We start from the raw sequence: 25,740 nt of genomic DNA on the forward strand, positions 1-25,740 counted from the left end.
AACTTAATCTCGACAAGCTTCAGCCAGATGCGAGCAAGCCAGCGACTGCGCGATTGGCGAAAGTCCTTGGCGTCAAACCTCCCGCGTAACGGGCGCCTCCGGACACATGGAACCAAGCCCAGGAATGCGAGATTCGCCTTGTCAAAATTCGGCCGCAGATGTTTAAATCGGTCTTAAAAAACAAGATTGGAAGCTAATCGATTTTAATTTGCTCAATAAAAAATTTTTGTTGCAGCGCGAAGAAAATCGCTCCTAACTCCCTTATGTTATTTTGTCCGTTGTAGGAAACGCGCAATGACAATTTCATTTCCGCTTACAGACAAACGTACCGTTGGCGAGCTGCTGAAGCATCTTAACGCGCATAAGTTGTTCTATCCTGGAAACTGCGTCATCATGGTCAATCCCCTCGCCGCGCACGTTTCGTCCTGCCTTTCATATGCTCTCAGCACCGCTCGGACGGCCTGGTAGGCGCAAAACTCTTCGGTTGGACCCTTTTTTTGCCACGAGTTGTGCATCGGAGGTTGACGTTCGAACGCTGCCGAAGGCTTTTCCTGCATCAGGAAGCTTAGGATCATCACCACCGGACCGATGGTCAACCTGCCAAACAACATCGTATTCCAAAGCGCCAAGATTCTTCCGGCAGCGCCGAGCTGTTCCCAGGCGGCTTGCGTAAAATACGAAAACTCAGGATCTTCGATCGGATTGGTGGGAGTTGTCACGTTATCGAGCGGTGAACGATCTTCGTTGCAAGCCGTCTGCGATCAGGCAGACGCGCGGGTGACGGCCTTCCAGTGCGCCATTGCGCGGATGCGATGAATGTAGGTGGCCAGTGCGGATCGTTTGTGATGTGGGGTGACGAAAAGATTTCGAAGCGCGCAGAAGGTCGAGATGAAACGCTGCAGAACGAACGGAGTTTGTCGGTGATGATCCGCTTGGGCGACATGCCTACCTTCTTCAGTAGCCTGATCAGCAATCGCCTTGCGGCTTTCGTATCGCGCCGGCTTTGAACGATCTCGTCGAGAACATAACCGTCCTGGTCAACGGCACGCCAAAGCCAGTATTTGCGGCCAGCGATGGAAATCACCACCTCATCCAGATGCCAGACATCCTGGCGCGAAGGTCGCCTGCGACGAAGCTTTTTAGCGTAGGCCGGTCCGAATTTCCGACCCCATCGACGGATCGTTTCATACGAGACGATAGTTCCGCGCTCCAGCGTATTTCCTCGACAAGGCGTAAGCTCAGCGGAAACCGATAATAGAGCCACACCGCATGCGAGATGATCTGTTGCGGGAAACGATGGCGCTTGTAGCTAACGGCAGGGCTCTTCATCCCACCGTCTCCACGCCCAATTCACTGACGCAGCGTTTATGTGATAACACCCAAACAATTCATCCGACCTGCGATACAACCTAAACTGGACATTTTATCCCGAGAATTGAGACAATTTGTCCATCTCCATAAACCGCTTCGGATCAACTACTTGATTTGGCGACCTTCGCGGAAATGGCATGTTTGTTGCACAGCGTCACCACACGGACAGTCACCGACGAAATTTGACATGCCCCTTTTCGATGATCGTCACTATCCTGCCCTGAGTTGTTTTAGTCATATTGCCGTCCTATTACCGCCCTCATCCCTCAGACGCCCTAAACCAAAATCTCTGCAATGCTTGATCAATGGTATCCGCACAAAATGCACATCTGGTTGAAAATCCGTCGGCAATTCTTTCGATCGATGCCGTCGATCATCCTGGGTCTGTGCATCGTATCATTGCTCTCTTATGAACTGTGGCGAAGCCATGCAGCGGCTCAAGACGAGGCGGAAAAGACCGTATTTAACCTCGTTCACGTCATGTCCGAGCAGGTGGCAAGGACCGTTCAGTCCATCGACCTGAACTTGCAAGATATTGCAGCCGAAATAGCAAAGAACCCTGGCTTGCCCGATAACGATTCAACGTTTCGCGGCGAGTTGCATAAGCGGCTGGCAACGCTGCCTTATGTGCGGGCGTTGTTCGTGATTGGAGCTGACGGCTTCATCTCTCACGATACGGATTACCCATCAACGCCGCATGTTAGCCTTGCCGATCGGGAATACTTCCGGGTGCACCAATCGGATGCGTCCGTTCAGATGCAGATTAGCGGCCCGTTGAAAAGCCGCTCAGTGGGTGTCTGGTTCATCAGCATGAGCAGAAGGATCAATGCGCCGAATGGTGATTTTCGGGGCATTGTCGTTGCGGCTGTGGAACCACTCTACTTCGAGCGTTTCTACAGACAAATGTGGATGGGCGACGGCACGATCCTGCTCTTGCTGGAGAACGGAACACTGCTTGCCCGTTCGCCAGAAAACGATCTGGCGATGGGAACCTCTTTTGCCGCCGTAGAGCCCTTCCGCAGCCTGCTCAAGACCAACAGCCATGGTGTTTTGTGGGGCCCTAGTCCGATTGACGGTGTTCCTCGGTTGACAGGCTATCAGCGCGTGGACTCGGCTCCTATCGTCATGCTCATGACACTCAACGAGAATGAACTCATGCGCGCGTGGCATTCCCACGCCACCGTTGCTGTTATCGGTGCGGCGATCCTGCTGCTCCTGCTTCTGGCGCTCGAATGGCTATCACGCCGCAACAGGCATCGGGAGGAATTAGCGCGGTTGCGATCAGTGCAAACGCAGAGGTTGGAGGCAATCGGACGTTTTGCCGGCGGTATCGCGCACGATCTCGGCAATCTCATGCGGATTGTTCGCTCGGGCGTTACGGTTATCAGACCGATGATCGAAGACAAGCCCAATGCGCTCGCTGCGTTGGACGAGATTGACCTATCGCTTGTGGCCGGCCGAAATATGGTCAGTCAGCTGCTTTCCTATGCCAAGGACACGAAAATTCGGCTCGAGGCCGCCGATATCAACGTGCTCGTTTCCGAGGTTTTGCCAATACTGGGACAAGCTGCAGGGCCAATATCGACGGTCGTAACGACGTTGGCTGAGGAAGAAGCGATAAGCCTTGTGGATGAGATCCAGTTCAAATCCTCTCTCGTCAATCTGGTGCTGAACGCGCGCGATTCGATGCCTTTAGGAGGAATAATCGCGATCGATGTAAGGATCGCCGAAGAGGCGGAGGTCAATGGCTCTGCGCGTTGGATTGATGTCAATGTGAGTGACGAGGGTACCGGGATGACGGACGACGTCCGTCATCAGGCTTTCGATCCCTTCTTCACGACGAAAGACTCAGGTTCGGGTAGTGGTGTGGGATTGAGCCAGGTGCTGGATTTCGTTCGCCAGTGCAGCGGGCGCGTGGAAGTTTTCAGTAGAAAGGACAGCGGCACCACCATCAGGCTTCGCTTGCCCCTGGAAGAGATACCCGGCACAAAGGAATGAAGGAGAAGCCCAACAGCAAAAGACTGAGGAGCGCCGATCAAGATCTCACGGCTTCGGAAAAGGACATTTCGTGTCTGCAGCAGATGCGCCACGCTTCAATATATTAATCGCGGATGATCACCCTCTCATACGCGCCGGCATAAGAACATGTCTTGGCGCCCGCCCGCACTGGCACATATGCGCCGAAGCAGCAAACGGTGAAGCAACCGTTCACCTCGCACAGGAGTATAGGCCCCATCTCGTGATCCTCGACTTTGCCCTTCCTTTGCGCAACGGCCTGGAGGTCACCCGAGATCTTTGCCGTCAGTTTCCAGAGATGGCTGTGTTGATCTACACCATGCATACAGAGGATCAACTTGTCTTTGATCTCCTGGAAGCGGGAGCCCGCGGCTACGTATCGAAAAATGATGATGACATCACGCTAATTTTGGCCGTGGATGCTCTTGCTGCGGGGGGTACATATACCACTCACGCGGCCGGACGTCGTTCGCTTACGGCATCTCCATTTGGTCAGGAGACCACATCAATTTCGGCTCTGACCCCGCGTGAGTTGGAGGTTGTACGGTTGGTCGCAGAGGGCGAGACGAACAAAAGGATCGCGGCGCTTTTAAATATCAGCATCAAAACCGTGGACACCCATAGAACAGCTGCGATGAGAAAGCTCGGCGTTCATACGGCAGTAGAGCTCGCGCGTTATGCGGTACGAATGAATTTGATCCGACTCTGATCCGCTAATCGGCCCGTCATGCCATATTGTGGCAACAGCTCGATCCCTCTCGTCACAAACTCAATGCATCTCAGGTAAATACCCGATGGCCTCATTCAAACGCAAATGTTAGGTCACGGAAAGTTCTTCTAATGACCAGATTGAGGGACGCGAACCGTTCCGAAGAATACCTTCTTTGGTCTACTCTGTTGGTTGTCACTTCTGCCGGACCAGAATATGCCGCATACGCAACCGAACTTCGTGTCATCCCGCCACTACGTAGATGTCACCGAGCGTTTCATCAATATCGGCTTCTGGAATGCTGACAAGGGGATGGGCGAGGTCCGATTCTTGAGGCGAGCCTTGCCGCTCCGGGGGGCGGCCCCGGCCTTTTGTTTATCGACCTCGACGGTTTTAAACTGGTGAACGACACTCGGAGTCACCGTGTCGGTGACGAGTTGCTGCGGCAAGTCCCAAACCGGCTGCGGACTGTCTGCGGAGCCCCGGCCATGACGATCGGCCGGCTTGGCGGCGACGAATTCGCGGCGCTGATTCCGCATGATAATACACCGGCGCTGGTGCAGCTCGCCGCCCGGATCATTGACGTCCTGTCGTCGCCCTATGTCCTTGAGCATAATCGGCAGGTTCAAATCGGGGCATCGATCGGCATTGCCCTCGCCCCGATGCACGGGAACACCGGCGAGGCCCTGTTGGCCCGCGCCGACATAGCGCTCTACGCGGCCAAGGCTGCCGGCAAGGGAACCTACAAGCTCTTCTCTGACGACATGGAAAGTAAGATCCAGGAGCGCGTACGCCTGCAAGCCAAGCTGCGGGCATCTCTCCAGACGCGAGAAGGGCTATTCGTCTTCTATCAGCCAATCATCGACGCCCACACGAAGAAGGTCACGGCCCGCGAGGCGCTGATCCGCTGGCACCATTCGGAACGCGGCTGGATCTCGCCCAGCGAGTTCGTTCCGATCGCAGAGCAAAGCGGTCTGATAGACCAGCTTGGGGAATTCGTGCTGAGCACGGCCTGCCTCGATGCAGCCGGATGGGAGGACGGTGCGTGTGTGGCCGTCAATGTATCGGCAACACAGCTCGGCAAGGGCACGATCGTGCCTGCTGTTCTGGAGGCCCTAGCACGTTCCGGCCTCTCGCCGAACCGGCTGGAAATCGAAGTCACCGAAACCGCCATGCTCGATGACGAACATGGGGGCATCGGAGACCTACGCCGCCTGCGTGACATTGGCGTGCGTGTGGCGCTGGACGACTTCGGGACTGGCTATTCTTCGCTCACCCATCTCCGTGCCTTCCCCTTCGACAAGATCAAGATCGACGGGTCGTTCGTGAAGGATGCCGTCGAGCGGCCGGAATCGGCTGCTGTTGTTCGAGCCATTGCCGATCTCGGCAAACGGCTGGGCGTGACCACGGTGGCAGAAGGCGTCGAAACGGAGGCCCATCTGAACCGAGTGCTCGAAGAAGGGTGCAGCGAGGTTCAAGGCTTTTTCTACGGACAACCAGAACCAGGCACCAGGGACGCCGTCGCCGTGGCGGAGTTGAACAGGCAACAACCAAGATCGCTGCCGCCTGAAACCGGCAGAGCGCAACTCAATGAGCAACGGTAGGAATACCAAAATGAATGCCAGCAAGAAGAGCTCGGCCGGCGGCTATATCCCGGCAGCGGCATTGGGACGAAGGCGCTTATCGGCTCTTTCGGTGGCAGGCTGTCGCAGCAGTATCGCCCGAATGGAAGATGTTTAAGCAGCACTCCTAAAAAATCATCGGCCTTGTAAAAGGCGTGGGTGAAGCAACTAGCGATAGGACTTGAATAGGTTGAACGAACAAAAAATCGAATTTTGTGCAGCGTTGTTGTCCGCAATGGCGAACCCAGCACGGATTAAGATCCTTACACTTCTTGTCCAGGAAGAAGTTCCGGTCAGTACCATCGCTCTCCGTCTGGGATCAAGCCAATCCGTAGTTTCACAGCACTTAGCAAAACTGCGAAACCTGAACCTAGTCACGACCCGAAGAGACGCTCAAACAATTTACTACTACTGCCAATCATCGGCCGTGGTCGCTCTCCTTCAAACATTGGAGAAAATTAGCTTCGAATTTCCGAATTGAACCAGTCGTCCGCCGGGGACATCCCTCAAACTGCGCGCAGTCTACTACTAATCGTCGCACCGCATCGGTTGCCAGACCAACAAGCAGACAGAACACACGTATGAAGAAAACTATGCCAATTTCTTTCCGGCTACCGCCGGAGATCAAGAAGGCTCTTGAGAAAGCTGCACAACGAGACGAGCGATCAGTCTCGTCTTTGCTTGAAAAAATTACGGTCAATTGGCTTCGATACAACGGATATCTCGATAACTGATGGATAGGCTCGCACTGTAAACAATTGGTCCATCCGGCAGCTTATTTAAGGTCTAGCCAATCATAGCTGTATTTCCACTGTCTGAGCGGCACAGACCAGAGCGCGAGATCGCGAACCGGGTCTCCCTGTTGGAAGTGACTAAATGGAGCTTATGGATTGGATATTCATCAATTTCGAAATGCCGCACGCCGAAGCAGCAGCTTATCAGCAAATGAGCATTATGAACTCTGGGCTATCCTCGCAATTGAGAGCTTTGAGCGCGAGCTCGAGGCCTTCTACCGAAGGGCGCAATTCGTGATCGTTCCTCTGGAAAACGAACGTTATGCTCGTGATTGATCAAAACGAACGCGACATGATCCTGAGAACCATTGACGTTGCCAGAACGAGTTTGTTGGCGGCGAAGGATCAAGCTGGACAATCGGCAAAGGCTCTTTCATTTTTAACAGAGTTATATTTCAATTTTCGCCCGCTTGAGACCGCAGACCAGATTCGCCGATTCCGTGATCATTTAGCAACGATCATGGCGCGGCCTGATTTTGGTCAAATCGAACTGCTCAATTTCAAATATGACAGTGTCATTGGCGGGATGCGTGGCGCTTACCAGCCAGGCACAGCCGAAAGTTCGGAATCGATTGGCAATCTGCTAGCTTTTCTTGCTGCTGCGGTGGACTCTTGGATTGACACAGTTGCCGCCAAGGATAGCGTTGGCCAGTTTCAAAAAATCATTCCTTTGGAGAAAACCGGGCCATTCTATTATTCAGTTAAAGATAGGCACCTCATCGTCAGTTGCCGTCCCGCAGGTGCGACCATAGAAGGAGCTCTCGCGAAGGCGAAAACTGCTCTTTTGGAGCAGGGCGAGCGGCTCATCGTTGATCTAGAAGGGTCCAACAGCCAACCGTATCTCAGGGCAGCTCTTGAGGCTGTCCAAGCAAAACTCGCGACAGAAAACGACATCGTGCAACTCGGTCTTCTGAATATCTCCTTCGAGGCGGCTGTCTCTGGAGCTGCAGAAGAACTCAATTCCGTTCTAGCGAACGTGCTGCAAACACATACCGTAGGTATCCAACATTATCTCGCGCAGTTCCCTGAGTGGGTCGATTTCAGCGATGCAGCGGCTGTTCTGGAGCTGACGCATGAGGATGTCGATCATCTCGCGAATGTGGCAGACGAGCTTGCAGATGCGCTGGAAATAGACGAACAGGTCGACGACGAGGTGCCTCGAACGTTAAGGTTCGTTTCCGAGCTAAGGCACCATCCGGGCAAGCAGTTGAAACGCGCGGGATTATTTATTCTTCGGACCATCGAGAACGCAACCATTACTGCGTTTCGCTCATCCTCTGTTTTCGCATCGACAGCTACGTGTACGGCTCTGAAGGGAGCTGCGGTATTGATCGGCTCCGCGTTCGCAGTAGCTATCGCCTTGATAATTATCCACAATAGTGCAGTGTTCGTTGCATCGTTAGATGCCGCTTGGTTGAAAGCTGCCTCTGAGGCATTGATTCAAGAGGAGCAGAAGGCTCTGACGGGCTTGAAAAAAGACTAAACAGCCGATCACGACACGAGCCAAGCCAGAGCATTAGACGACATTATTGTATCGAAATGCCGCAATTCTGGCCGTGCATTTATACATAGTCCGCATCAGAGCGATTCTTTAAGTAGGCCATATATCACATCGAGCTGGAGTGCTTTACATCCTCACCCGTTTGCCAAGTTCATCCATCGATACGCCTATGGCAGCCGCCAGTGCCGCCTTGCCATGATCAGGCATCATCGCCAATCCGGAAATGATACCCTCCTGCCATGCCTTGCCTCGATCCCATGCCTCACGGTAGGCATCGGCCAGCGCATCACCCTGTCGCGTCTCCAGCAGAGCCTCGAAGAGCAACGAGGCTTGCAGGAGATCCTTGTCGCGCTTTGCCCTCCCGAGCCCGTCGGTAAGCCGCCTGGAAGCCACGATGAGCTTGTGGACGGCATACCGTTCGGGAGAGCCGGGACAATCACGCTTACTCCTTCACGGTGCAGCAGGACGGTCCGCACAGGCTCGTAAATCAGATAATCGAGGAATCGCAGGTTTTCCGCCGACGCGCCGCCAAGCGCGGGCATGGGCGACGGCTTCCCCGTATGCTCGTCCGATCCCCGGTTGCCCGTCAGGAATTCCACGCGGTAGCCCTTGCTATTCACGAATGCGGCGACCTTTGCCTTGTCGGCCTGGTGCGGGACTGCCCGGAACGTTTTGTCGATGGACTGCAGGATTTCCAGAACGGGCGGCAGGCTGTCCCCGACCTCCGAGCTGATCGCAAAATCCTGCGCGAAATCGGCGTCCCCCGTTTGCATCGCCGTCGATGGCAGTCGAACACCGAGCAGGCCCGCGTAGCAGCCGAATGCCACCGATCCAATCAGGACGGCCCGCAGGCGGAAGAGGCCAGCACCCGCGAGAGCCTTCGTGATGTCGCCCGCGAAATTGTCCGGTCCCTGCATGCCGCCGCTTCGCAGGAGCGTCCCGACCATCCGCCTACGCTCGCGGAGATCGTCCTTGATTTCTTTATGAGCGTTCACTCGAGCCGTGATCTCTTCGTCGCTGTGTGGCCCCACATAGCGACGCTTGTCGCCTTCGGGGGTCGGGAGATCGAAATACCAGTATTCGCGGCCCTTGACCGGGACCGTGACGAACCGACCCTCAAGTGGGAAGTCGGCTTGAAATTGTCCATCGAGCGAACGCTGCGCCAGCTCCGCGAACATCGTTCGATATGTGATGTCGATGCGTCTCATGCCTTAACTTTTCTTTCGCAGCTGCCGCAGCCTCTTTCTCGGCCTCCAAATCGGTCACAATCTTCTCGAATCTCGCCCGCCTCTCTTCGAACAAATCGTCCATGTTCATCGCGGGCATCCATTCATTATAATGTTCCGGCAAAAACATTATAACGCTGCCGAAAACGTTATTAAGCAAGCAGGGCTTCGCTTAAAAAAGAGAAGGGCTGAGGTAATTACCCTTAAGTAAGCGTAACCAGAATCCTTTGGTCTTGATGAAAACCGAACCCACGACACGGCATGGTTTCAACACCGGTCTCAGCGAGTTAGAAACGGCTGTAAGTGCGCTGAGCTAAATGTCGACAAACTACGGTTGGAAGTTCAGCGCGCTGTTGAGATCATTCAACCCGACCATCAGCATCATGGGATCAGATGGCGAAGGCAGAAAGCCGACCGCCTCATAGAAGGCACGCGCGTCATCGGAAATCGCATGCACCAGCACGCCGCGGATGCCGAGGATCTCAGCGGCATTGAGCAGACGCAGGCCGGCATCGCGCACCAATGCTCTGCCGAGACCGCGCCCCTGATAGGTCTGATCGATGGCCAGGCGTCCGAGAACGGCAACCAGAATCGGGTCGGGCATGTTGCGCCGGAAACGGCCAGGTGCTTCCGGTTGCTTCACCGCGCCGGAGGCGAGCGCATAATAGGCGATCACGCGGTTGCCCTCGCACACGACGAATGTGCGCGATGCGCCGCCTGCCTGATTGCCGCGGGCGCGACGATGCAGCCAATCGTCCAGTTCAGGGACACTGGAATTGAATTCTGCCAGCTCGTGATGATCGGCCAGTGGTGTCGGTGCGCTGAGAGTCACGCCTCATTTCCACGCCTGGGCTTTCCGAACGCCGATATGGCCCTCGCGCCTTCATGAGCCTTCTCCGATTGAGGCCCGAGCGTATCAGTTTTTTCGTGTCCCGTGGTCCAGCCCGAGGAGTTCACTCCACCTCTGCATCAGGTGGGTCATCAATTGAAATAACCGCACGGACGAGCCGAGCTGTCAGTCCTATCGATGGGCATGATATTTCAGAGAGATGTTGACACCTCGACGGTTTAATTCAAAACGTCGAGCTAAACGGAGAAATTCAATGGCTCGCGATCGGTCACCAGAAAATCGCACATCACAACGTTATGGTGGCTTGGCCATCCAAAGCGATAAGCGCAACGCGCAAGATATCATCGGATTGATTGTTGACCAGCAGTCACAATTTTCCAAGACGAACCAGCGGATTGCCCAAGCCATTTTGAGTGAACCTCATAGCTTCGTGGAGAAGCCCATAGAAGAGCTCACTACGTGGCTAGGTGTATCGGCCCCCACCATTACCCGATTTTCCCGTATGCTGGGGTGTGACGGCCTAAAAGATCTCAAGCTCAAGATCATGGGATCTGTTCGCGTAGGTATTCGATATCTCGAGCCGCAGACGCCGCCTGGGTCCATCGCCGAAGTGGCGGAGCGGGTCAGCAAACGAGCGCAGAAAACGATTGCAGACATTCACCACAACGTCGATCTCGAACGCGCCCAGGCTGTGGTTGATAGGATTTCCGCCTGTCACACGCTCTACGCGTTCGGTAGCGGTGGGGTCTCTTCCTGGCTGATCGAGGAGATCCAGAATCGCTTCTTCCGCCTGGGCATCCGGGTCATTCCCTGTAACGATCACCAGATGCAGTTCATGTTGGCAACGGCGGTGGAGCGCACAGATGTCGTCATATGCTGCTCGCTCACGGGCAGCAACCTTGAGCTCGAGAAAGCGATATCCGTTGCCCGAGAATACGGAGCTACGACGATCGCTCTGACGCCGAGCGGGACGTCTCTTGCTTCCGCCGTCGACGAGCTCTTGCCCATCGACAGCCCCCCGGACGAGGACATTCTGAGCCCGGCCTCGATCCGTTATGCCTATTTGATTGCGATCGATATCATCTCTTATGGCGTTGCCATCGCACGCAAGGATGCCGGCCGAGAAAAACTTCGCCGGCTCAAGCAGCAGCTGGCGATCGCGCGCGACGTGGCCCAGACCCAACCTTTATGCGATTGATATAAGAGAATGACTATTTTTTGTTTTTTAGATCAAAAAATAGCTTAAAAAATAGACGACTCGACAAATGCGCCACAAATTGATCTAGAAATGAAAATTTCGTTGGACAGTAAAAAAATATCGCGCATAGTTACCCCATAAAAATGACTTCCCCCGCCCCGCATTCACAGCGTCGAGGCCGGGAACTTCGAAAGTTGTCTTCCGGCCAGAGCCGGTTGGTCGAAATCAAAAATTAAGTTAAATGGGGAACTGGGCATGACTTCTGCGCTGGAACGATACCTGCTGTCTCGACGACAAATATTGAAGGGCGCGGCGGGGCTATCCGCTGCGGCCATGATGGGATCACGTGCTTATGCAGCTCCCCCCACGGCCATGAGCTTTATCGGCTGGCAGTATCAGCCGCAGATCGTGGAAGAAAACGTCAAGACGTTCATGAAGCTCTATGACGAGAACGTGAATTACGAGCTTGTCTCAGGCGACTACCATCCAGTGGCGGAAACCAAGCTGACCGGCGGCCAGCATATTGACATGCTGTATTCCGAAGAAAACTACATCGCTCGCTGGCACACCGCAGGCTGGATCAAGGATATCGAAAGTCTGCCGGGCGTTGCCGATATTAAATCAGGAATGTTTCCGGTCAGCGTCACCTCGCTGTCCTTGCCAAATGGCGGCCCGCTTTGCGGCCTGCCCTATTACGCCGGCTACAACACATTCCTTTACAATGAAGAACATCTAACGAGGGCCGGCTTGAAACCGCCTGAGACCTGGGACGAAGTTCTGGAAGCCTGCCGCAAGCTGAAGAAAGACGGCATTTCGGACGCACCGTTCCATGCGATGTGGCAGCAGCAGTGGCCTGACATGTCCTGGTATATGTTTGCGGCCTGGTATTCAGAAGGCGCCAAGGTATTTGATGCCGATGGCAACTTCGTCGACGAACCGGCGCTTCGCAAGATCCTCGAAATCAACCAGAAATTCTATCAGGAAAAACTGGTTGTCGAGGACATTATGACGCTACCGGGCGAAGGTGTTCCGAGCTATGCCTCAGGCCGCCACACGTTCATGGTCGTCCACGACTACAATCACAAGGTCGCTAACGATCCTGCAGTTTCCAAGATCGCCGGCAAGGTCCGCAATGCCATTATGCCGGGCGCCACCCATTCCACCATGGCATGGACCGCCGCCTATCTGATGGGCGCTCAGCCCGTCGACGAAGAGCGGGTCTGGAACCTGCTGCAGTTCTTCGGCGGCAAGGCAAAGGACGGGCAGTACCATGTCATCAAGCGTTGGGCGCTCGAGTTCGGTCTCGGCTCGGGCTACAAGGAAGTCATGGCCGATCCGGAGATCGTCGCGAGCTTCTCCAAGTGGCGTGATCTCGACATCTCCTCCAAGCAGCTCGGCATGGCGACCTCGCGCGCCATCGGCAAGACGATCTGGTTCCCGGAATGGGATATGTTCATGATGCAGAAGGTGCAGGAATATATCCGCTCGGGCAGCTCCACCGATGAGCTGGTCGCCGCTCTGGCCACCAAGGCCAAGGAACTGAAGGCACAGTATCAGTAAAACGGGGAAACGAGAGCAGCCGGCTCTCAACGGCGTCGGCTGCTCCCAGCACATCAACCGCCAGCGACATCATGAGACGGACCATTGCTCTTTCGAGCGGTCCACATGCTGCACGAGGACGAGATGACAATGACCCTGCAGTCGACAAGGGTAGAGCCCTTGGCCCGTGAAAACAGGCGGAAGGGCCGGCTTCCGGCATTTGCCTATCTTTCGGTCGCCCCGACGCTAATCCTGATGGTGCTGATCGTCGGTCTGCCGCTGATCTACAGCCTCTATCTGTCCTTCAACAGCACAAATCCGATCACCAAGCGCTGGATCTTCGTCGGCCTGAACAATTATGTGAATGTCTTCCAGAACGCGGACTTCTGGTACGCACTCGGCCGGACTTTGTATTTCTCCTTGCTTGCCGTCGTCGGCACGACGGTACTCGGAACGCTGATTGCACTCGTGCTGAACCAGCGCTTTGCCGGTCGCGGCTTTCTTCGCAGCATCGTCCTCATCCCCTGGGCCATGGCGCCTGTTTCCATCGGCGTGCTCTGGTCCTTCATCTATGCCGGCAATTTCGGACTGCTCAACGGCCTTCTCAACGATATCGGCCTCGGCTCCTGGGCGCGTCCGTGGTTCGGCAACGGCTTCCTGGCGTTGAATCTCGTGGCTCTCACGCAGGTCTGGAACCAGGCACCGCTGACGACGTTGATGCTTCTATCCAGCCTGCAGTCCATGCCCGGCAACCTTCATCGTGCCGCTATTCTCGACGGTGCCGGACCGATGAAACGGTTCTTTTCCATCACCCTGCCCTGGCTGAAATCGACGCTGCTGTTCTCGACGATCATCGCGACGATCAACGCCTTCATGGCCTTCGACATCATCTGGATCATGACGCGCGGTGGCCCTGGTGCTGCGACCACCACGCTGTCATGGCTCGGCTACATGCAGTCGTTCCAGTTTCTCAAGTTCGGCGAAGGAGCGGCAACACTCTATGTCCTCACCTTCCTCAGCCTCGCATTTGCAATTCTCTATTTCATGGTTCTGAGCCCGAAGCGGGCAAAGAAGGTGACGGTAGTGCCGGCTGCAAATTCCGCAGCTATAGCCAAGCCCCGTGCGGCCATGGTCATCCTGCCGGAATGGAAACCGAGGCGCATGATGCGCCCGATGACCGCGCGGAATATCGCAAGGGCGCTCTTTGCGATCGCCATTGCCCTGATCTTTCTCTGGTCGTTCCTGCCGATCGCAGCCCTCATCTTCATCAGCCTCTCTCCGCCTACGGACCTCATCCGCACGCCGCCGTCCATCATCCCCTCGGCACTCACCCTTGACAACTACAAGGCCGTGCTGATGGCCCAGGGCACGACGAGCGTTCAGGCGGCACGCGTCCCACTCTCGCTTCTGAACAGTTTCGGGACCGGCATCGTGGTCTCTGTCATCAATGTCGCACTCGGAACGCTGGCCGGCTATGGTTTCGCCCGCTACGCCGACAAGCGCTTCTTCTCCGTGAGCTTATGGTTGCTCCTGCTGACCCGGATGATACCGGCCCTGACGCTGGTCCTGCCGTTCTTCGTCATCTTCCGGATCCTCGGGCTCATCGACACACATATCGGCCTCGTCATCGCCTATTCGACGATCCTCATGCCGCTGGCAGCTTGGATGATGAAAACCAGCTTCGAGAATGTGCCTTTGAGCCTCGAGCGTGCGGCCCAGATCGACGGATGCAGCCGCTTCACCATGTTCCGCAAGGTCCTGGTGCCGGTCGTTAGGCCCGGCATCATTGCGGCGCTGATCTTCTGCTTCCTCGTCTCATGGAACGAATTTCTCTTTGCCATGATCCTGACATCCACGCCGGCAACGCAGACCATCCCCGTCGTCATCGCGGGCTTCCTCAGCCAGGCACGCTTCTACGAATACGGCCCGATGTTTGCTGCCAGCGTGCTTGCGATCGTCCCCCCTGTTGCCGTCGCCTTCTTCTTCCAACGCTACCTCGTCCAGGGTGCGCTTTCGGGCGCGGTCAAGGGCTGAAAGGAGTTCAACAATGGCATCCATCCAGATAGCCGGTCTCGTCAAGAAGTTCGGAGAGACCCCCGTGATCAAGGGCCTCGACCTTGCCATCAACGACGGCGAGTTCATCTCCTTCCTCGGGCCTTCGGGCTGCGGCAAGTCCACGCTGCTGTTCTGCATCTCGGGCCTGGAAGAGATCGACGAAGGCTCGATCCGCTTCAACGGCAAGGAAATATCCGATCTTGGGCCTCGCGAACGGAACATCGCGCTGGTCTTCCAGGACTACGCGCTCTACCCGCACATGACGGTCCGTGAAAACATTGCCTTCCCGCTGCGCCAACAGAAGCTTGACGAACAAACGATCACCAAGCAGGTCGCCTGGGCCGCCGATGTGCTGGGCATCGAAGCGCTGCTTGACCGCCTGCCGGCAGCCCTTTCCGGTGGTCAGCGCCAGCGCGTCGCCGTCGGCCGCGCCATCGTCAGAAATCCCTCTGTGCTTTTGATGGACGAGCCGCTTTCCAACCTTGATGCATCTCTCCGCGTGCGCATGCGCACCGAGATCCGCCGGCTGCAGAAGGCGCTAGGGATCACGGTGATCTTCGTTACCCACGACCAGGAGGAAGCCATGGTGCTCTCCGATCGCATTGCGGTGATGAAGGACGGCATCGTCCAGCAGTTCGCGCCGCCGATGGAAGTCTACACCAAGCCCGCCAATCAGTTCGTGGCCGGCTTCATCGGCAGTCCGCAGATGAATTTTCTCCCCGCCGATCTCTGTGGTGGCGGCACCGGCCAGATCATCGGCGTGCGCCCGCATGATCTGAACCCAATTACCCGCGCCAATGGCGGCTTTTCCCTGACCGGAGAGATGCTGCTGATCGAGCCGGCCGGCCCATTCCAGTTCATCGATGTCGCAGTCGGCGACCATGTCGTGCGCGCGACCTGTACCGACACGACGGGATTGTCTCCCGGCCAAAGTGTCACCCTCGGCGCCAGCTCCGACGCCGTCCGCCTGTTTGCCGCCGACAGCGGCGTTCGCATCAACAAGAACTTTATGGAAACTGAAAGTCGAATTCATGCCCTATGATCTCGTTTTGAAAAACGGCCGTGTGATCGATCCGTCGCAAGGTGTCGATCGCATCACAGACGTCGCCTTCTCTGGAGGCAAGGTTGCCGCGCTGGAGGATAATCTCTCCGGTCTCGAGGAAATGAATGTTTCCGGCCTGATCGTAACGCCTGGGCTCATCGACCTGCATACGCATGTCTATTGGGGCGGTACGTCGCTCGGCGTCGATCCGGATGCCTTTGCCCGCAAGAGCGCCGTTTCAACTTGCGTTGATACGGGTAGCGCCGGCCCCGGCAACTTCCCTGGCTTCCGCAAACACGTGATCGAGCAGAGCACGGCCCGCGTTCTCGTTTACCTCCACATCTCGTTCGCCGGCATCTATGGCTTTGCCAAGAATATCATGCTTGGCGAGAGCCATGACATCCGCCTGCTGGCAGCCCGGGAATCCGTCGAAGTCATCAATGCGAACCGTGACGTCATCATTGGTGTCAAAGTGCGCATTGGCCGTCACGCGTCGGGTCCGGCCGGCATCTACCCTCTCGATGTTGCACTCCAGGTGGCCGACGAAACCGGGCTGCCGCTGATGGCCCATATCGACGAACCGCCACCGTCCTATGAAGCTGTCGTCTCTCGCCTGCGCCGCGGTGACGTTCTGACCCATTGCTTCCGTCCCTTCCCTAATGCACCGGTCGATGGCAAGGGCAAGATCAAGCCCGAGGTCATCGCCGCACGCGAACGTGGCGTCCTGTTCGACATCGGCCACGGCATGGGCTCGTTCTCCTGGAAGACCGCTCGCGCCATGATGGCGGAGGGCTTCCTGCCGGATACGATCTCCTCTGACGTACATGCTCTCTGCATTGAAGGACCGGCCTACGATCAAGTCACCACGCTTTCGAAATTCCTGGCGCTCGGCATGCCGATCAATGATGTCATCGCCGCGTCGACGGTCAATGCCGCTAAGGCGCTGAATCGGCCAGAACTGGGCACCTTCAAGATCGGCGCAGCCGGCGATGCCAGCGTCCTGGAACTGCGCAGCGGCAGGTTTTCGCTCGAGGATACGCGCGGCGATATCGTCATCGCTCCGGAGCGACTGTTTGCGGCGGGACTCGTGATCGCCGGGAAAAATATTGGCACGGACGCACAGCCGCTCGCAGCGGCGGCCGAATAGAGGAGATCGAACAATGGACGGCACCTACACGATGAAGAATGTCCCGGCCAATTTCATTGCCGGCGAGTGGCGGACCGAACCCGAGACCATGCCGGCCGTGAACCCGGCAAACGGCCAGACGATCGCGCAGCTTCCCAAATCCAGCCGCGCAACCGCGGACAAGGCCGTCGCTGCTGCAAAGGCAGCCGGCGCTGCCTGGGCGGATACGCCTGTCTTCAAGCGGGCGGAAATCTGCGTTGCCATCGGCGCGGCAATCGACGCCGCGCGCGAGAAGATCGCACGCATTCTGTCCGCCGAGCAAGGCAAGGTATTAGCCGAGGCCATGGGCGAGGTCGGCAAGGCCGCCGACGGCTTTCGCTTGGCGTCCGAGCTCGTCAAGCAGATGGGCGGCCAGACGCTGCCCGCCGAAGATCCGACTAAGCTGGTCATGACGATCCGCCAGCCACGCGGCGTCTACGGCGTCATCACGCCCTGGAACTTCCCGGTCAACATCCCCGTCGAATATCTGGCGCCAGGCATTGCCACCGGCAACACCATCGTCTGGGTGCCCGCGCCCTCGACATCGCTCGTCGCCTGCGCATTGATGGAAGCGATCGACAGCGCCGGCCTGCCGGCCGGTGTGATCAACCTTGTGATCGGCGAAGGCGCAACCGCCGGCGATGCCGTAGTGGTGCACAAGGATGTCGCCGCGATTGGCTTTACCGGCAGCGCTGCGACCGGCAAGGTCATCGCCCAGCGCGGCGCCGGCAAACCCCTGTTGCTCGAACTCGGTGGGAACGGCCCCGTGGTCGTCTTCGAGGATGCCGATCTGGACGCGGCCGCAGCCGCGGCAGCCGGCGGCGCCTTCTTCAATGCCGGCCAGGTCTGCGCCGCGACCGGTCGCGTTCTTGCGCATCATTCGATCGCGGACAGCCTGTCCGAAAAGCTCGTTGCCCATGCGGCAAAGCATGTGCTTGGTGACCCCTTCCATCAGGGAACCACGATGGGGCCGCTGAACAACGCCAAGGTCGCCGCCAAGGTCAAGGAACATGTGGACGACGCCGTCGCGCAGGGCGCCAAGGTCCTTTATGGCGGCAATGCCCGGCCCGATCTTGGCAGCGGATTGTACTTCGAGCCGACGGTAATTTCGGGTGTCACCCGCGAGATGCGGCTCAACCGCGAGGAAACCTTCGGGCCGGTCGTTCCCATCATCGTCTTTAAGGACGAAGCCGAGGCGCTGGATCTGGCGCTCGACAGCGAATACGGCCTTTCGGTCGGCGTGTTTACGGCCGACATCACCCGTGGGGTGTCGATGGCCAAGGCGATCCCTGCCGGTATCGTCAACGTCAACGCCGGCAGTACCTGGTGGGAGATCCACCTTCCCTTTGGCGGCGGCACAGGCACCAAGAGCGGCATCGGCCGTCTCGGCGGCATCCATACGATGGAGGCAATGACCGAGCTGAAGATGATCACCGTGACGATGAACCATAAGTTGGGTGCAGCATGACCAGGCAATCCTCCGCATCAATCGAAGACCGGAATTCACTGATCTCCTCTTCGGAGAGAACGCAGATGATCAGGGCGCTCGTCGACGAACTGATCCCAGGCGCCGAAGGATGGCCATCGGCATCCGACGCCGGCGTTCACGGCATCATCGGGTTGCGCATTTTCGCCGAGTGGAATGACGAGCAGATCACCGCCCTTGCCGACATGCTTGGCTGGCAGAGCGGGGGGCTATCGAGCACGGATGCCGCAACGCGCGTCGCGGCGGTCAAAGGCTTCGAGACAACCGACCCGGAGCTTTTCGACAAGATTTATACGGCCGTGACACTCGCCTACTACGAGACGCCGTTCGTCATCGAAGCGATTCAGAACACCGGCCGCCCCTACTCCTACCGGCCGCACGTCACGGGCTACAAGATGGAGCCGTTCGACTTCAATCGCGACAGGCCCAAGCACGGGCGCGGTCATTATCTCAAGACGGACGAGGTTGCGCCGGTCGATACATCGGCGCTCGATCTCAACACGGTGAAAACCGTTAAGTGGGGAGTGGAAAAAAGATGACAATAGAACGCATTTGCGATGTTTTGATCATCGGCGCCGGCGCGACCGGATCACTGGCGGCCCTCACCTTGGCGCAGGCCGGGTTGGATGTCGTCTGCCTGGAACAGGGTTCCTGGGTCGAGGCCAAGGACCATCCGCACCTTCATGCCGACTGGTCCTGGCAGCGGCGGACCAATTGGAGCCCGGATGTCAACAAGCGCAGCCATCCGGACGACTTTCCGGTCAATTCCGACTCCTCCCAGATCCTGATGTGGAATGCCGTCGGCGGCTCCACCAATGTCTATGGCGCAATCTGGCCGCGCTATCGCCCCTCCGATTTCAGAAAGGGGACGGAACACGGCATGCAGCCGGACTGGCCGATCAGCTACGAAGACATCGCCCCATACTATGAGGAGGCAGACAGGCTCGTCGGGGTTTCTGGTCTGGCGGGAGACCCCGCCATGCCGCTGCGCGAGCGCTGTCCGACCCCGCCGATGCCCGTCTCGAAAGTCGCCAAGCGGCTCGCCTCCGGCTTCGACGCGCTCGATTGGCACTGGTGGCCCGCCGAAGCTGGCGTCATCACTGAAGACTATGACGGTCGGCCCGCCTGCAACAATTGCGGCATGTGCAACGGCTGCCCGCGCGGTTCGATGAGCAAATACTCGTTGTCGATCTGGCCAAAGGCGCTCGAGGCCGGCTGCGAACTGCGCATCAACGCGCGCGTGCTGAAGATCGAAAAAGGTGCCGACGGCAGAGCCACCGGTGCACTCTATATCGACCGCAACACCGGGCAGAAGCATTTCCAGAAAGCCAAGTTGGTCATCGTCGCGGCGAACGGCATCGGCACCCCACGACTGCTGCTCGCCTCCGACAATTTGGCCAATAGCAACGACCAAGTCGGCCGATACCTGCTGCACCACACGCTTGTCGCCTGCGAAATGTGGGTCGATGAGCCTGTCGACGGTCAGATCGGCTATGTTGCTTCGCTTCTATCCCGGCAGTTTGCCGAGACCGACGTGTCGCGTGGCTTCGTCAACGGCTTCAATTTCAACTGCATCACCTCCGCCGCCTCGGCAGGCGAACTCGCGGCTGGTTGGTTCACGCCCGCCCGCGCACCCTGGGGCGCCGGGCATCACCAATGGTTTGAGCGTCATTTCGGTCATTCCATCGGCGTATTCGGCATAGGCGACGATATCCCCAACCCGGAAAACCGTGTCACGCTCGATCCAGAACTGACCGATTCCGACGGCGTACCCGCGGCGAAGACACACTACGCTCCCGGCGAAAACGACAAGCGCATGATGAACTACATGCTGGAACGCCTGGAGGAACTCGCCAAGGCTTGCAGCGCTTTCGAATATCGACTGCACGACTATCGTGACAAGGATGGGGTTTACCGGACCCCCGCCTGGCACATGATCGGCACCTGCCGCATGGGTAGCGACCCGGCGACCTCGGTCGTCAATGAATGGAACCAGACCTGGGAGGTTCCCAACCTCTTCATCGTCGACGGCAGCGTGCTTGCGACCGGCGGGGTCGTCAATCCGACGCCGACCATCTCGGCGCTCGCCTTACGCGCTGCCGCCTATATCCGCGACAATTTCGAGGTACTGTCGCGGGAGACGAAACCGTCGATTGCGGCCTGATGCGACCCAAACGATGCGGGGTGGTCTCGCCGCCCCGCATCGTCTCCAGCACCCGCACAACGACTGCCACCCGGATGCCCCCATGACCATGATCGAAATCGCCGCGATCCGAGGAAAACAAAATGCTTCAACGCCCTCCTGCCGAGCCCGGAATGAACGAGGCGGATATCGATACACCTGCCCTCGTCATTGATCTCGACGCCATGGAAAGTAATCTCGACCGCATGGCTTCCTTCTGCCGCACGTCAGGCGTGCGATTGCGGGCCCATGCAAAGACCCACAAATCACCCGTGATCGCCCATTGGCAGATGGCGCGGGGGGCCGTCGGGCAATGCGTGCAGAAGACGAGCGAAGCCGAAGTGCTTGGCTGGGGCGGCGTCGGTGACATCCTCGTTTCGAACGAAGTCATTTCCCCCCGCAAGCTCGCGAGGCTCGCCGCCCTTTCCAAAATGTCGAAGATTGCGGTTTGCGCCGACAACGCGGTGGTAATCGATCAGATCGAGTCGCTGGCGGAAACCTGCGCCACCCGGATGACCGTTCTGGTCGAGATCGATGTCAGCGGCGGGCGTTGCGGCGTGGAGGCTGGTGAGCCTGCCGCAGCACTGGCAACACGCATCGCCAAAAGCCGCCATTTGGTCTTCGGCGGCTTGCAGGCCTATCATGGCGGTGCGCAGCATCTGCGCACCGAAGAAGAGCGCAGCGAGGCAATCGGCCGGGCGGTGGAGCGGACGGCAAATACGATTGCCGCTATCCGGAGGCTGAGCCTCGAATGCGCCATCGTCGGCGGTGCGGGCACCGGGACATTTTCTTATGAGGCGGCAAGCGGCGTCTATACCGAGCTGCAAGCTGGCTCCTACCTGTTCATGGACGCCGACTATGCGCGAAACCGACCCGCGCCACCGTTTCAGCAGTCACTTTTTGTCCTGAGCACGGTCATGAGTGCTGCCCGCGACGGCATCGCGGTTCTGGATTGCGGCCACAAGGGCATAGCTGTCGACAGCGGGCTTCCGCTCATCCATGCCCGGCAGGACATCGAGTTTGCCAGCGCTTCCGATGAGCACGGCGCGCTTGTTGTTCGCTCGGACCCTGGCAGCCTCGCCATCGGCGAAACGCTGCGTCTCGTTCCCGGCCACTGCGACCCCACGGTCGACCGCTACGACTGGTACGTCGGCATGCGCGGCGGACGTGTCGAGACCGTCTTTCCCGTAGCGGCGCGCGGCATGATGCAATGAGCCTTGCCGTTTGCTCAAGGGGGTAAAACCGTGTCCCAGAAACTGATGCTGCGCTGTATCGCTTGCGATCACACTATGCCAGCAACGTTGGCCTATCGCTGCCCGGACTGCGGAGGCATTCTGGAGGTGGCCCGCCAGAAACCGGAGGAACGCGACTGGCGCCGTGCCGATTTCGTCAGCGACGCCGTCACGCTTGGCGAAGGCGCAACGCCACTGCGCGAATTGCGGCCCGGTCTCCTCCATGCTGATTTCCAAGGACAACTCTTCGTCAAAGACGAAACCCGCAATCCCTCCGGCTCCTTCAAAGATAGGCTGGTCGCCGCAGCGATGAGCCGCGCGCTCGAGCTCGGCGCGACTGGAGTCGTCAGCGCATCCAGCGGCAATGCCGGCGCAGCCGCCGCCTGCTATGCAGCTAATGCTGGCGTTCCGGCCATCGTCGTTTGCCCGGAAGCAACGCCCGCGGGCAAGCTTGCCCAGATTCTTGCCTATGGTGCCAAACTCGAGCGGGTGCCGGGGCACTACGGACATTCCTTCCGGCATGCAGTGACACTCTGCGCCGAGACCGGCTACGCAAACCTGACAACCACTTATCTCAACCCCTATGGCGTTGATGCTCTGCGACTGATCGGACAGGAACTCTATCAGCAGCGGGAGGGTGCCATCCCCGACTGGATCGTCGTTCCCACCAGTTCCGGGCCGCTGGTTAAGGGAGTTTTTCAAGGGTTCATGGACGCTGCAGGTAAGGCGCCGCGCCTGGTTGCCGCACAGGCGGAAGGCTGCGCACCGATTGCGCGAGCCTTTGCGGCGGGGCAAGTTGATGTCATTGGCTGGGATGAGCCAAAAACGATCGCTTCCGGCATCTCGGATCCGCTGCTTGCCTATCCCGAAGAGGGTAGATTAACATTGTCGATCATCAGGGAAAGCAAAGGCGTTGCCTGTGCAGTTGCTGATACATCCATTCTTGAGGCCATGATCGATCTCGCCCGGAAGGCCGGGCTTTTCTGCGAGCCCACAGGCGCGACGTCACTTGCCGCATCCCGCGATTTGTTCATGAAAGGCGAAATCGGATCAAGCGACACCATTATCTGCATGGTTACCGGGCACGGCTCTAAGGATTTTGCTGCCTGGACATAATCTGGGCATGCCAATTCGATCGCGGCACCACATCGCTGCCGGTGGTCTTTTTAAAGGCCCATCCTGCCTGCATTCTAATCGGCATAGTCCGATTTTGACAGGCGACTCGATCAGTCGCTCTAAGTGAATTTGAGCTTCCAACTCCGTCATTCAGTTGAATTGACAAGATATCCGACGAAAGCCCCAAACAGTGGTCTTTAAGGGGTTTGAACTCTCGGCGCCCTATTTATCTTGGCCACTTCGAATCAAATCAGCTACTTGGCTTTCGAGTCGGAGGACAGCCTATTCCCCAAACGGAAGCTCAATGTCTTCGCGGTTTTTCTTTGCCCCCTCGATCAGGACCATCTTGAACCGCTCGGCATCTTCCGCCGGCAACATCCCCACCCCGGTTCGAACACCTTCCCGCCACGCAGGCCCGCGCTCCCACGCTTCGTTGTAGACAAGCGCCAAGTCGGCAGATCGCCTCGTCTGCTGTAGGGCTTCAAAGAGCAACGCAGCTTGACGAACGTCCTTCTCTCGCTTCGCCGGCCCCTGCCCGTCAGTGTGCCGACGGCTGGCGACTATAAGCTTGTGGATCGCATACCTGGACGGATCCGGGACGACGACTGAGACACCGCTTCGGTGGAGCAGCATTGTCCTGACAGGTTCCTTGATGAGGAAATCGAGAAAGCGTAGTGGATCCGCGCTGGCGCCGCCGAGGGCGGGCATCTTCGCCGGCTGGTCGATGTAGTCGTCCGAACCACGGTTTGACGTCAGGAATTCAACCCTGTAGCCGTCGGCATTCTGAAACGCCGAGGAGGCCGCGGATCCCGATCGATGGAGAACTGGCCGGAAGCTGGCGTCGACGCTTTGCAGCAACTCAACGATCGGAGGCAGGCTGTCTTCAACTTCCCGGCTGATGGCATAGTCCTGGGCGATGTCCGCATCGCCGGTCAGGATTGCAGCCATGGGAAGGCGGACGCCCAGCAGTCCTGAATAGCACTGAAAGGCCACTGTGCCGATGAGAACACCGCGGAGCCGAAAAAGACCGCCGTCGGCAAGAGCCTCGACGATGTCGCCCGACATGGCGTCAGGAGCGATCATCCCGCCTTCGCGGGTCAGGGTGTTGACCATGCGCCTGCGGGCGCGTAGGTCGTCCTTGTCCCGTTTATGATCAGTTACGCGCTGCGCGATATCCGGATCGTCAGCAGGGCCGACGTAACGACGTTTCGTACCACCATGTCCATCCGGGATGTCGAAGTACCAGTACTTGCGCCCCTTGATGTTCGCCGGGGTGAACCGACCCTCCGGAGGGAAATCGGCCGTCCAAGCGGCGTCAAGCGAACGCTGACCTAGCTCGGCGAGCATCGTCTGATACATGAGGTCGATTGACTTCATAAGCGCGACTCCGCGTTATACTGTTTCTCAAAAACAGTATAACGGTCGAGAGGATGGGTAGCAAGATTGGATGCTAGCCCTATGGTCTTGATGAGATTCGAACCTGAGATTCCGCAGTTAAAATATGCCCGTTACAACTAGTTGCGGGGCATTCACGCATGACCCAAACATGCTAATTGCGATAAATCCCATCAGCCAGATCCAGCTGGTCCGAAGACTGATCGGAGTAGGGTATGAAGCGTCCGTTAAAGTGCTGTCACATTGTCCTCGGCTTAAGGGACTCTCGCCCAATCTTGTAGACGGCTACCGTCCCGATCATGCATCGCGCAACAGATCAAACATAAGCTTGAAGAATCGATCTGCGTCCACCTCATAGGCAATCCGGGCATTGTCAGGCTCGCCCCGCTCCTTCCAGAAGTCCGCAACGGTGGCGCCGAAGGCGTAAGTGCCGGAAAGATCCACACCGATATGAGCAGGGCGGGTCCGCACCAGGGTAGGATCGATGGCGAGCGCCAGGGCCAGCGGATCGTGCATGGCGCCGCCGACCCCCATGGAGTTGCGGTGGAGCTTCTCGTAGAATCGCAGCCAGTCCATGACCAGTCGGCCGAGCGGCGTGTCGATGGTGGCGAGTTCCTCACATTGTGGTGCCTCGATCAAAACCTGCATGGTCACGTCAAGCCCAACCATGGTGATCGGCACGCCGCTGTCGAGGACCAGTTTTAACGCTTCGGGATCGCAGAAGGCGTTGAACTCGGTCGGCGTGATGATCTCGCTCTTGCGATAGAAAACGCCGCCCATCCAGATCAGCTCCTTGATCTTGGGAAGGACTTGCGGATGCTTAAGGACGAGAAGCCCCAGATTGGAGAGCGGCCCGGTTGCCACCACGATCATCGGCTCTGGCGCCTCCGTGAGCTTTTCCGCCAGGAAGTCGACAGCGTGCTGCGCGATGGCCTCGCGCTGCGGCTGCGGCAGATAGGGCGAGCCTTCCAGACCGCTCGGCCCATCCGCGGTGCCGAGCACCAGGGGCCGGGCAAGTGGGCGCGCGCAGCCGGCTGCAACCGGCACGTTACCTGCTCCAATGAAGTCCAGCACGCGGATGGCGTTCGATGTCGTTTTCTCAAGCTCGGCATTGCCGCAGGTGGTCGTCACACCGATAAGTTCGATGTCGGGTGAACGATGCGCCATCACCAGGGCGATGGCATCGTCATGACCGGGGTCGCAATCGTAGAGAATGGGGGTCGGCATGTCAGAGCAATCCT

The 25,740-nt window shown here is 57.8% G+C and carries 19 protein-coding genes and 3 pseudogenes; 16 read left to right on the forward strand and 6 right to left on the reverse strand.

All coding sequences use genetic code 11. The features are described 5' to 3' along the window. Positions 1-548: 548 nt before the first annotated feature. Positions 549-707: pseudogene (locus tag EX00_RS31225) on the reverse strand (fatty acid desaturase); the annotation flags it as partial. Between the two features lie 54 nt (positions 708-761). After that, a pseudogene (locus EX00_RS21955) lies at positions 762-1,329 on the reverse strand (IS6 family transposase). 336 nt (positions 1,330-1,665) lie between these two features. Between EX00_RS21955 and EX00_RS21960 the strand changes: the two are divergent. From EX00_RS21960 to EX00_RS21975, 6 genes are all read left to right on the forward strand, one after another. After that, complete coding sequence (locus EX00_RS21960) at positions 1,666-3,369, forward strand: hybrid sensor histidine kinase/response regulator (protein ID WP_080761307.1); 1,704 nt, start codon at positions 1,666-1,668, stop codon at positions 3,367-3,369. A gap of 70 nt (positions 3,370-3,439) precedes the next feature. Further along, a complete protein-coding gene (locus tag EX00_RS21965; RefSeq protein ID WP_052210880.1) occupies positions 3,440-4,096 on the forward strand; it encodes a response regulator in 657 nt (218 codons plus the stop codon). A gap of 371 nt (positions 4,097-4,467) precedes the next feature. After that, a complete protein-coding gene (locus tag EX00_RS21970; RefSeq protein WP_267884784.1) occupies positions 4,468-5,700 on the forward strand; it encodes a putative bifunctional diguanylate cyclase/phosphodiesterase in 1,233 nt (410 codons plus the stop codon). A 199-nt stretch (positions 5,701-5,899) separates the two neighbouring features. After that, positions 5,900-6,199: an ArsR/SmtB family transcription factor gene (locus EX00_RS31230; RefSeq protein WP_155294115.1), complete on the forward strand. Its 300-nt coding sequence runs from the start codon at positions 5,900-5,902 to the stop codon at positions 6,197-6,199. Positions 6,200-6,608: 409 nt separating this feature from the next. Next, on the forward strand, positions 6,609-6,788 hold the full coding sequence (locus EX00_RS31535) for a hypothetical protein (protein ID WP_155294116.1): 180 nt from the start codon (positions 6,609-6,611) through the stop codon (positions 6,786-6,788). Next, positions 6,775-7,995: a hypothetical protein gene (locus EX00_RS21975; RefSeq protein WP_047462669.1), complete on the forward strand. Its 1,221-nt coding sequence runs from the start codon at positions 6,775-6,777 to the stop codon at positions 7,993-7,995. The genes EX00_RS31535 and EX00_RS21975 overlap by 14 nt, the downstream gene beginning before the upstream one ends. A 144-nt stretch (positions 7,996-8,139) precedes the next feature. Here the strand turns inward: EX00_RS21975 and EX00_RS21980 are convergent. After that, positions 8,140-9,221, reverse strand: a pseudogene (locus tag EX00_RS21980) (nucleotidyltransferase family protein). A 346-nt stretch (positions 9,222-9,567) separates the two neighbouring features. Then, positions 9,568-10,071 carry a GNAT family N-acetyltransferase gene (locus tag EX00_RS21985; RefSeq protein WP_047462672.1) on the reverse strand — a complete coding sequence of 168 codons (504 nt, stop codon included), beginning with the start codon at positions 10,069-10,071 and terminating at the stop codon, positions 9,568-9,570. Positions 10,072-10,342: 271 nt separating this feature from the next. Between EX00_RS21985 and EX00_RS21990 the strand changes: the two genes are divergently transcribed. The 10 genes from EX00_RS21990 (at position 10,343) to EX00_RS22035 (ending at position 23,104) form a co-directional block, all read left to right on the forward strand. Next, entirely contained in the window at positions 10,343-11,287 is a 945-nt protein-coding gene (locus EX00_RS21990) for a MurR/RpiR family transcriptional regulator (RefSeq protein WP_052210881.1), read from the forward strand. Between the two features lie 255 nt (positions 11,288-11,542). Next, positions 11,543-12,847 carry an ABC transporter substrate-binding protein gene (locus EX00_RS21995; RefSeq protein ID WP_047462675.1) on the forward strand — a complete coding sequence of 435 codons (1,305 nt, stop codon included), beginning with the start codon at positions 11,543-11,545 and terminating at the stop codon, positions 12,845-12,847. Positions 12,848-12,970: 123 nt separating this feature from the next. Next, the gene (locus EX00_RS22000; RefSeq protein ID WP_047462988.1) at positions 12,971-14,860 is read left to right on the forward strand and encodes an ABC transporter permease; all 1,890 of its coding nucleotides are present in this window, start codon (positions 12,971-12,973) and stop codon (positions 14,858-14,860) included. 13 nt (positions 14,861-14,873) lie between these two features. Then, positions 14,874-15,923, forward strand: coding sequence for an ABC transporter ATP-binding protein (locus tag EX00_RS22005; protein ID WP_047462678.1), 1,050 nt, complete (start codon positions 14,874-14,876; stop codon positions 15,921-15,923). Further along, positions 15,913-17,070: an amidohydrolase/deacetylase family metallohydrolase gene (locus tag EX00_RS22010; protein WP_047462680.1), complete on the forward strand. Its 1,158-nt coding sequence runs from the start codon at positions 15,913-15,915 to the stop codon at positions 17,068-17,070. Before EX00_RS22005 ends, EX00_RS22010 begins: the two co-directional genes overlap by 11 nt. 13 nt (positions 17,071-17,083) lie before the next feature. Further along, positions 17,084-18,556: an aldehyde dehydrogenase family protein gene (locus EX00_RS22015; RefSeq protein WP_047462683.1), complete on the forward strand. Its 1,473-nt coding sequence runs from the start codon at positions 17,084-17,086 to the stop codon at positions 18,554-18,556. Between the two features lie 65 nt (positions 18,557-18,621). After that, positions 18,622-19,113, forward strand: a complete 492-nt coding sequence (locus tag EX00_RS22020; protein ID WP_047462686.1) for a hypothetical protein — start codon at positions 18,622-18,624, stop codon at positions 19,111-19,113. Continuing rightward, positions 19,110-20,738: a GMC family oxidoreductase gene (locus tag EX00_RS22025; RefSeq protein WP_047462689.1), complete on the forward strand. Its 1,629-nt coding sequence runs from the start codon at positions 19,110-19,112 to the stop codon at positions 20,736-20,738. The genes EX00_RS22020 and EX00_RS22025 overlap by 4 nt, the downstream gene beginning before the upstream one ends. Positions 20,739-20,860: 122 nt before the next feature. Beyond that, positions 20,861-21,970, forward strand: a complete 1,110-nt coding sequence (locus EX00_RS22030; protein ID WP_047462691.1) for a DSD1 family PLP-dependent enzyme — start codon at positions 20,861-20,863, stop codon at positions 21,968-21,970. A gap of 30 nt (positions 21,971-22,000) precedes the next feature. Next, positions 22,001-23,104 (forward strand): pyridoxal-phosphate dependent enzyme, encoded by a 1,104-nt coding sequence (locus EX00_RS22035; protein ID WP_047462693.1) that lies wholly within the window; start codon positions 22,001-22,003, stop codon positions 23,102-23,104. 282 nt (positions 23,105-23,386) lie between these two features. On the opposite strand, the gene EX00_RS22040 is transcribed toward EX00_RS22035, so the two are convergent. Together EX00_RS22040 and EX00_RS22045 are read right to left on the reverse strand one after the other, a co-directional pair. Next, positions 23,387-24,481, reverse strand: coding sequence for a nucleotidyltransferase family protein (locus EX00_RS22040; RefSeq protein WP_047462696.1), 1,095 nt, complete (start codon positions 24,479-24,481; stop codon positions 23,387-23,389). 315 nt (positions 24,482-24,796) lie between these two features. Then, positions 24,797-25,726: a nucleoside hydrolase gene (locus EX00_RS22045; protein WP_047462700.1), complete on the reverse strand. Its 930-nt coding sequence runs from the start codon at positions 25,724-25,726 to the stop codon at positions 24,797-24,799. Positions 25,727-25,740 lie beyond the last annotated feature (14 nt).

This window comes from Martinezella rhizogenes (assembly GCF_000799715.1).
Taxonomy (GTDB): Bacteria; Pseudomonadota; Alphaproteobacteria; order Rhizobiales; family Rhizobiaceae; genus Rhizobium; species Rhizobium rhizogenes_C.

What these genes read in the sequence shown, in the direction of transcription:
- EX00_RS21960 (WP_080761307.1), top strand. Translation starts at nt 1,666, where the DNA reads ATGCTTGATCAATGGTATCCGCACAAAATGCACATCTGGTTGAAAATC.
- EX00_RS21975 (WP_047462669.1), top strand. Translation starts at nt 6,775, where the DNA reads ATGCTCGTGATTGATCAAAACGAACGCGACATGATCCTGAGAACCATT.
- EX00_RS21990 (WP_052210881.1), top strand. Translation starts at nt 10,343, where the DNA reads ATGGCTCGCGATCGGTCACCAGAAAATCGCACATCACAACGTTATGGT.
- EX00_RS21995 (WP_047462675.1), top strand. Translation starts at nt 11,543, where the DNA reads ATGACTTCTGCGCTGGAACGATACCTGCTGTCTCGACGACAAATATTG.
- EX00_RS22000 (WP_047462988.1), top strand. Translation starts at nt 12,971, where the DNA reads ATGACAATGACCCTGCAGTCGACAAGGGTAGAGCCCTTGGCCCGTGAA.
- EX00_RS22005 (WP_047462678.1), top strand. Translation starts at nt 14,874, where the DNA reads ATGGCATCCATCCAGATAGCCGGTCTCGTCAAGAAGTTCGGAGAGACC.
- EX00_RS22010 (WP_047462680.1), top strand. Translation starts at nt 15,913, where the DNA reads ATGCCCTATGATCTCGTTTTGAAAAACGGCCGTGTGATCGATCCGTCG.
- EX00_RS22015 (WP_047462683.1), top strand. Translation starts at nt 17,084, where the DNA reads ATGGACGGCACCTACACGATGAAGAATGTCCCGGCCAATTTCATTGCC.
- EX00_RS22020 (WP_047462686.1), top strand. Translation starts at nt 18,622, where the DNA reads ATGATCAGGGCGCTCGTCGACGAACTGATCCCAGGCGCCGAAGGATGG.
- EX00_RS22025 (WP_047462689.1), top strand. Translation starts at nt 19,110, where the DNA reads ATGACAATAGAACGCATTTGCGATGTTTTGATCATCGGCGCCGGCGCG.
- EX00_RS22030 (WP_047462691.1), top strand. Translation starts at nt 20,861, where the DNA reads ATGCTTCAACGCCCTCCTGCCGAGCCCGGAATGAACGAGGCGGATATC.
- EX00_RS22040 (WP_047462696.1), bottom strand. Translation starts at nt 24,481, where the DNA reads ATGAAGTCAATCGACCTCATGTATCAGACGATGCTCGCCGAGCTAGGT.
- EX00_RS22045 (WP_047462700.1), bottom strand. Translation starts at nt 25,726, where the DNA reads ATGCCGACCCCCATTCTCTACGATTGCGACCCCGGTCATGACGATGCC.